The 1,095-nt window shown below is 63.2% G+C and carries 1 pseudogene; it reads left to right on the top strand.

Going from position 1 to position 1,095, the window contains the following annotated elements:
- A pseudogene (locus BO1_RS56070) lies at positions 1-1,095 on the top strand (RHS repeat-associated core domain-containing protein); the annotation flags it as partial.

Below are 1,095 nucleotides of genomic sequence, written 5' to 3'. Positions count from 1 at the left end.
GGCAACCGTACTGAATATACCTATGACGATGCGACCTGCGCTCAGACGTCGAGCGGCTACGTGCGTGGCTGCACGCACAACGTGTCGAGCATATCGCGGTATCCCGTCTCGGGTACCGGCGATGCGGTGTTGACGCAGCGCTTCACCTATGACCTTGCATCCGGCAAGGTGGCCACGGCGACTGATGCACGCGGGCAGGTCACGCAAACGGCGTATAACGGCGTTGGCCTCGTGACGAGCATCACGAAGCCTGCAGTGAATGGCATTGCTCCGGTTACGACGATTACGTACGAGACTGTCTCGCCTGCTGGCAAATCCGCGTTCTACCGGCCGACGCGCGTGACGGAGAAGATCGACGCGACGCGTAGTACCGCGACAACGATCAACTACGCCGCGGACTACACGCCATCCACTACGACGCAGGACGCAGACGGTATCAAGGTCAAGACGGTCACGACTTTCGACAGCGAAGGCCGGTTGCTCACGAGCAAGCGCGACGGCGTCGCTCAGGCGACGAATGTCTATGACAAGCGCGGCAACGTGACGAAGACGAACGCGAGCCTGCTGGGCGCCGACGAAGTGATTGCCTATGACGCGGACAGTCGTGAGATCAGCCGCGGTGTGGCGATTACTGGCGGAGCGATGGTGACGTGCCGGCGCTACAACGCGATGGGCGACGTGGTGCGCGTATGGGGTCCGGCAAAGACTGCTGGCGTGACGACGTGCCCGGCCGAGGCAGCGCCGACGCCGATTACCGATACGGCGTACGACGACCATCACAGGCCGAGCCGGGTGACCCGCTATCTGGTGGCAGCGGACGGCGGCAACCGGGTGACGGACACGAGCTACTACGAGGACGACCACGTCAAGAGTGTACGCAAGGCCGTGGGTACAGGGCTCGAACAGGGCTACGTGACCTACACGTACAACCCGAACGGAACGGTGGCGCTGACGACCGACGCGAAGGGCAACACGACCGTCAACCAGTACGACGGCCACGACCGCCTCTACCGCACGTACTATCCGCTGGAGGGCCGGCCCGGCTACGCCGAAGCGAACAACTACGAGCAGTACACGCGCGATGCGAACGGCAAC

It is taken from the genome of Paraburkholderia oxyphila NBRC 105797 (assembly GCF_000685075.1).
GTDB lineage: Bacteria > Pseudomonadota > Gammaproteobacteria > Burkholderiales > Burkholderiaceae > Paraburkholderia > Paraburkholderia oxyphila.
This window is presented reverse-complemented; position numbering and strand designations above follow the sequence as displayed.